The organism is uncultured Campylobacter sp. (assembly GCF_938018035.1).
Taxonomy (GTDB): Bacteria; Campylobacterota; Campylobacteria; order Campylobacterales; family Campylobacteraceae; genus Campylobacter_B.
The window spans coordinates 1-6,995 of the sequence record NZ_CALIJF010000294.1; the positions used below are offsets into that span (position 1 = coordinate 1).

General features: G+C 42.3%; 6 protein-coding genes. 5 read left to right on the forward strand and 1 reads right to left on the reverse strand.

Annotated features, from left to right (window positions below; genetic code table 11):
• The 5 genes from Q0257_RS08845 to Q0257_RS08865 form a co-directional block, all read left to right on the forward strand.
• On the forward strand, positions 1 to 428 hold a 428-nt coding region (locus Q0257_RS08845; RefSeq protein ID WP_298024190.1), incomplete at its 5' end, for a winged helix-turn-helix domain-containing protein.
• Entirely contained in the window at positions 419 to 1,591 is a 1,173-nt protein-coding gene (locus Q0257_RS08850) for a PAS domain-containing sensor histidine kinase (protein ID WP_298024191.1), read from the forward strand. The genes Q0257_RS08845 and Q0257_RS08850, both read left to right, overlap by 10 nt.
• A 105-nt stretch (positions 1,592 to 1,696) precedes the next feature.
• Entirely contained in the window at positions 1,697 to 3,088 is a 1,392-nt protein-coding gene (locus tag Q0257_RS08855) for a hypothetical protein (RefSeq protein ID WP_298024193.1), read from the forward strand.
• 10 nt (positions 3,089 to 3,098) lie between these two features.
• The gene (locus tag Q0257_RS08860) at positions 3,099 to 4,250 is read left to right on the forward strand and encodes an MBL fold metallo-hydrolase (protein ID WP_298024195.1); all 1,152 of its coding nucleotides are present in this window, start codon (positions 3,099 to 3,101) and stop codon (positions 4,248 to 4,250) included.
• Positions 4,243 to 6,012, forward strand: coding sequence for a GTP-binding protein (locus Q0257_RS08865; RefSeq protein ID WP_298024197.1), 1,770 nt, complete (start codon positions 4,243 to 4,245; stop codon positions 6,010 to 6,012). The genes Q0257_RS08860 and Q0257_RS08865 overlap by 8 nt, the downstream gene beginning before the upstream one ends.
• A 111-nt stretch (positions 6,013 to 6,123) precedes the next feature.
• Here the strand turns inward: Q0257_RS08865 and Q0257_RS08870 are convergent.
• The coding region (locus tag Q0257_RS08870; protein ID WP_298024199.1) for an AAA family ATPase at positions 6,124 to 6,995 on the reverse strand (872 nt) is incomplete at its 5' end.

Below are 6,995 nucleotides of genomic sequence, written 5' to 3' on the forward strand. Positions count from 1 at the left end.
CAGCCCATGACGAGTCTAAATTTTTCACCAAAGCGATATCCATCGGCGTGGACGGCTATATTCTAAAGCCTTTTACGACAGAGGATCTACTAAGCGTGCTTGAAAAAATCACGCAAAGTATCGAAACGAAACCGGGAAAGTTTATTTATCTAAGCGGCGATTTCGTGTGGGATAAGCAGAGCTCGAGCTTATCCAAAGCGGGCGAAATTATCAAACTAACCAAAAACGAAACCTCTTTGTTACAGCTGCTTTTAAGTTCCAGCGGGCGGATCGCAAGCGGCCTTGAGATAGAAAACGAGCTGTTCGAGGATTGCGACGAGTATGACGACAAACGGGTAAGAAATATCATATCCAGATTTCACCGAAAAATAGGCTACAAGCTGATAGAAAATATCTACTCGCAAGGATACAGAATAAAATGGCGATAGTAGACATCAAGAAAAATCATCAGAGATTTGAGACGATATTTTCAAATTCCGGCGTCGGCATCTTCATCGTGGATAAGAAAAGAAATATTATGGAGTGCAACGAGACATTTTGTAAAATTTTCGGCTACGAATACGACGAGATCATCGGTAAATCCGCGCAAACCATACATCTAAGCGAGGAAAAATACCTGCATTTCGCAGATATCGCCTTTAATAAAGTAAGGAAAAACGAGGCCTTGCAGCTAAACTACGAGCTAAGGCACAAAAACGGCAAAGGGCTGTGGATTAGAATTTCGGGCGACTCCATATCGGGAAACGACGAGGTGCTTTGGATAGTGGTGGATATCACCAAAAGGGTGATGGCGGAGAAGAAATTAAAACAAAGCAGGCTAAAGGTCAAGCGGCTAAATTTAACGCTCAACCACGAGATCGAGGAGCAGCTAAAGCTCATAAGGCGCCAAGACGAGCAGCTGCAGTATCAATCAAGGCTCGCTCAGATGGGCGAAATTTTAAATATGATAGCGCATCAATGGAGGCAACCGCTGTCCGCTATCTCGGCTACGGCTTCCTATCTAAGCACTAGCTGCTTGATGGCTGATAAATTTGACAGAACGGCTCTTTTGGAGGAGTTAGGCAAGATCGAGCAGTATTCCAAGCACCTATCCGAAACGATCGATGAATTTAGAAATTTCTTTAAGCCCGCTAAGATCAAGGAAGTTACGAGCCTGGAGGAGCTTTGCAATATGGCGATAAATATCGCAAAAGCGATACTGCAAAACCAAAAGATTAAAATTTACGCGAAATACGGCTGCAACCAGACTTTGCTCACATATAAAAACGAGGTTTCGCAGGTTATTTTAAGCATCATAAAAAATGCGCAGGACGCATTTTTAGAAAGAAATATCGACGATGGGGTTATCGAAATTTCAACCTACATCGAAAAGTCCTATCTTTGCTTAAGCGTAAAAGACAATGCAGGCGGCATCAAAAAGGAGATCGCGGATAAAATTTTCGATCTGTATTTTTCTACCAAAGCCAGCAAAAACGGCACCGGCATCGGGCTATATATGTCAAAGATCATCATCGAAGATCACTGTAAGGGCTCGCTCGTCGTCGAAAGCCTAAAAGGCGGTTCAAATTTCATAATCAAGCTTCCAAAATGAAGCTTTTCTGAGACAATTTAAAATTTAATCCAAATTTACGCTACAAATGGGCTGCACTCTTTTTATATAATTAACAAAGATTAAATTTTATGTAAGGAGGAAGCGATGAGCGAACCTGAAGAGAAAATTTATCTGGAGGAGCGGAAGCTTGTTAGAAGGTATTCTCCGCTCACATCGGTGCTTGTAAACACTCTGTTTTTGTTTGTAGTGTTTTACGCATCGTGGTGGATCTTTCAAGATCCTAGGGGACTGATGAGGATGTATACCCCTTACGTGGGATATATGTGGTGCAGATGGCTACTCGTGGTCATCATCTGGATCGCGTATATTTTTAATTTTTGGCCATTCAAAAGAGAGTGGCTCTATACGGCGGGGCCTGCGAAAAAGGGCATTATCTTTACGGTGATGGTGTTTTTTACCTTCTTCGTATTCTTAAAGATATTCTTCGAATTTATTTTAGGCGAGCTTGCCATATCGTATTTTAGTCCGCGAAGGCTTGCAGAGCTTGGCATAACCGATTTTTACGCGCTTGAGTACTCGGCACAGGCTATTTTGATGTTTGCCGCTATCGCGTCGTGGCTCAGCCCCTCTTGGGTAGTGGCTGCGGATAATTCGCCGTGGCAGAAGCTAAAGCAGCCCGTTAAAGGCTTTACCGTTTTTATCTGGACCTTTTTGCTAAGTATGATCGTGTATTTCGTATTTTTCCACTCGCAAATGGGAATTTTATTCGATCCGTGGCAAAAATACACATCCATTACTCCGCCTTGGTGGCATAATTTCGCCGATACCGTGCACGGAAATTTCAATATCGCATGGATTATGTGCTGTACCGTTATGGTCTGGGTGTATGAGACCATCTGGGAGAGGTATCCTTTTAGCCTTATTAAGACGAACTGGCTTAGAAGGGTGGCGTCGTTTTTCGGCATTATAGCGATGGCGTTTTGCTTTTCGTTCTTCTTTTACTATCTACAAGAGCTCATCTGGGGCGTGCATATTAGAGGCGACAGGAGGCTCTTTGCGCCCGATTGGCGATGGCTGCACGTAGGCGAGATAGCTATATTTTGGCTCGTGCCGGTGCTATTTATTAAATTTTACTGCAACAATGCGGTCAATAAATTTTCAAAGCCCGTCAATATCCTTCTTAGAACGATCATAAGCATGGTAGCAGCTATCGTCCTATACTACGTCTATTATCAGGTCTCGCACTTTTTGCTAGGCACCCAAAAAGGCTTTTCGCACCCGCAACAATTCCCTATGATTCCGATGATCTGGTTTATCAATGTAATGCTGATAAATTACTGGTTTATGGACGGCTGGCCGGGCTGGAAGCTTGCAGGCAAGAAAGAGGAAGCAGAGGAAGCAGGCGAGGAAGATGATTTTGGAAATAAAAATTCCATTAAAGGCTTGGTGGTAGGCTTTATCATAGGCGTGATCATCTATCTCGCCGTAGTTTATCTAGCGCCTGCCGTGGGCAATATGCTTACAATTTTTAAATAAAGGATCTGAGATGAATGAAGCTAGAAGAGATTTTATAAAAGGCGGCGCGGCGGGCATAGGACTCGGCGCGCTCGCATCGATGGGGGTATTTTCATACTCTCCTGCGAGGGAATTTTTTCTTCCGGATGAAGTGCGAAAGATGACCGATTTTGGCGCGATTAAAAGCGTTGAAGTTACCAATATCTCCGAAACGAGCTGGTTTGACAACTCGATGCTGATGGGAGATATTAAAGGCGCAGGCGGACTGCTAGTCAACCAATATCTATTTAACTGGCCGCCGTTCGGTAACGGCAAAGGGCTTGCTAAAGGTAGCTACGAAGAGGGAATTTCACAAATCAAGCATCTTCTACCCGATAAAATAGATGAGGCTTGGGAGGTAACCAAAAAGCTCTCCGTAAATCCCGATAACGCCGGCGGCTACTCCGCTTTGATAGAGATAGAGCGCCTAAACGGCGAAAAGAAAAAATATCTGCTTGATTGCGGCTGGTCATATAAGTGGATGCACGAGTGCTTTAAGCGGGAGGGGATCGATAAGATGCTGCAAAACGGCGAGATCGACACTCTCATAATGTCGCACGAGCACTACGATCACTTTTGGGCGTTGCCCGTCGTTTTAAAGTATAAGCCCGACATCAGAATCATAATCCACGAAGGCTTTTACCCGGAGGGTAGACAATATATCAAAGATTCAGGCCATAAAGGCGAGCTTGTAGTGTTTAAAAAGGGCAGAAATGAGATCGAGCCTGGAATGTGCACGTTTTGCTACGACTGCCCTATCATTACGAGGGTTTTTGGCGAGCAGTCGATCTTCGTAAACGTCAAAGACAAAGGCCTAGTGAGTATCACGGGATGTTGTCATCAGGGTATTATTACATTCTCTGATTCCGCATACAAAGAGCTAAAATACGACAATGATCAGCTCTATGGTCTTTACGGCGGACTTCATATCTCGCCGTTTGACGACTGGGATCCAAAATACGACGATCTGGTTATCGGACTGAAAAGATGGAACTACCAAGTCATGGCGTGCAACCACTGCACGGGACTGTTGACCGTGCAAAAATTCGTCCGCGAGGGCTATCCGATCGTAAAAGGCACGGCTAGATTTAGAACCAAAACGTCCGATTATCTAGGCAATGGCGACAAGGTTAAATTTGGATAGAAGCATGGAATTTCAAGATATTTTCCCTTTGAAATTTAAATACTCGTTTGAGGATTACAGGTCGCTTATGAGATGCGTATTGATGAAATCTCTTTACGATAGCGACATAAAATCCTCAAGCAGGTATCAGGGGATGTATAAGGGGAACTATTTTAATGAATGCTGGAGCATAAAATTTGGCTTTTACGGCGGAATTTACGGCATCGTTTTGCGGGAGGTGGAAGAGGGCGCGGGCGTATTTGAGCTTTATTATTTCCCCTCCGCAAACGACGAGTTGCTCGGTAGTGTCTCGCTTTTTGAAGCCGTTTTGGCCGGAGAGCCGGATTTTTTAACAAAAGTGCGAAATTTCTCCGCGCACGAGGAGCTTTTAAATAATTTCTGCGTCGCTACGATCTATTTAAAGCCGCAAGAGCGGGGCTTGGCGCTATCTTTTAAAACGAAGCTCAGAGATAGGTCGTACGCAAAGGACGGTGTGCGCGTAGAGGGTAAGCAGATCATAGCAAAAGAGGGGCTCGATAAAAATTTCCCCTGCTTTAGGGTATCGCTTGCGTTTATGAACTTTTTACATATCGCGCTTTGTAAAATTTACGAGCCGCGCTACGAGAGCTTTGAAATTTACAAAAAAGCGGCGCACGCCGTTATCTACGACAAAGACCGCAACCTCAAAAGCAAAGCAGATCCGCTCTGCGGCGAAATTTTTGTAAATTTAATCTACGGCAAGGATGCGGACGACGCGTGCTTTAAATTTAACGATAAATCCTTTAAAAAGCTGCCAGGCTCGGCGCCTTTGTCTAAATTTTTGCTGCGCTTAGCCAAGGAGGATAAAAAGCAAATTTTTATGCAAGGCGGCGAGCGGCCGAATTTCTTTATTATCACCGGCTATCTGGGCTCTGGCAAGACGAAATTTATCCAAAATTTCATCGAGCACGAAACGGCGCAAAATAGATTTACCGGCATCATCCAAAACGAGATCGGCAAGATCGGTCTCGACGGCGCGCTGCTAGACGCCAAATACGCGCTCGTAGAGATCGACGAGGGGTGCGTTTGCTGCTCTATGGCAGGGCAGATCAAGCTTGCGATTTCGCAGCTCAAGCCCAAAAAGCCCGACAGCATCGTGCTTGAAACCACCGGCGTCGCCAATCCTTTCAATATCTTAAGCGAGCTAAACGAGATAAAAGACGCGGTCAATCTATGCGCCATCGTCACAGTCGTCGATGGGGCGAATTTTTTAAAAGAGCGGGGCAGATCAAAAATAATGCTCGAGCAGATCAAGGCTGCCGACGTCATAGTGCTCAATAAAATCGATCTGATCTCGAGCGAGCGGCAGGAGCGGATACGACAAATTTTAATCCAAAACAACCGCTGCGCCGAGATATTCGAGACGGTTGGCGCCGAGCTAAATCCAAACTACCTGCTCTACCGCCAGAGCGACACCTCCTATATGGCGTCCGTCCTGCTTGAGGGCAAAATGCATGCTACGCACGAAGACGAAGGGATAGTCTCGTTTAAAAAGGACCTTCCTGAGGGCATCGATAGGCAAAATTTCATCAAATTTATGAGCGATATACCGGAAAATTTTTACCGCATCAAAGGGCTTGCTAGCTTCGAAGATGATGAGGCTCAATACGTCGTGCAGTTCGTAAACGGCAAATTTGAGATAACGCCTTTTAGCGACCGCAAACGCTGCGATAATTTTTTGGTCTTCATCGGACGAGAGATAGATGAAAGCGCTTTAGTTTTGGATAAATTTATAAATAATTAATCAAAAATAGACAAGTAAACGCCTTTTAGGGTTTTGATCAAAACTATTGCATAAGCAGCCGACAATTCAAAACAAGAGCAAAATAAGCTGTGACTTTGGATTTATTATTCCCTACAGATTTGTTAAGATCTTTTTTATAATATCCATAAATATAGTATATTTATCCTTTTTCATATCATTTTTGGAAATATTATTTATGAGCCTATTTTTAAATTCTTTAATTTTGTTTTTATCCTTTATAATTTTATTTATATTGGCCATACAAGCTTTACTATTATCATACTCTTTTATATCAAATTTTTCACTTTCTAAATTATTTAATACATATTTATCACTATAAAAATCTTCAATAGTTTTAAATTCTGTACCCGCAATATCATATTCAATCCAATTAGTTTTAAATTCCGGAAATCTTTCCTCAAAGTCTTTTTTCTTATTTTTTGAAGTTTCATCACTATCGGATATTATAAGAAATTTCTTACCAGTTAGCATCATCATCGTAGTTATCATATCAACGTCTTTTATGCCGCCCATATACACTATCCCGCAATTTTTAAAATCATTTGTATTACAAAACATTTTAAAAATTTTATAATCCATATAGCCTTCAAAAATAATATTTTTCGATTGTATGCTTTCAAATATATGACTTCCAATTGCTCTTTTTAAAAGCTCATCTTCTTGAAATGGCGATTTGCCTTGAAGAACTATTTCTGAAATATCATCCTTTCTTTCTATAACCAGGTGTCTTTCTATGCACTCGTTGTCTATCATAAAAGGGGAATGCGTAGAATATATTACAATAGAATTCTCTGAAATTTTTAGCAACTCTTCTTTTAAAAATCTAGCACTGGTTGGATATAAACAAGCATCTGGTTCATCAAATAAAATTAATCTGTTATCGGCTTCTTGTGTTCTAGATTCAATCGATAACATAAGCAATATTGCTATAAACCTTTTAAAGCCATCACTTCTATCCTCAT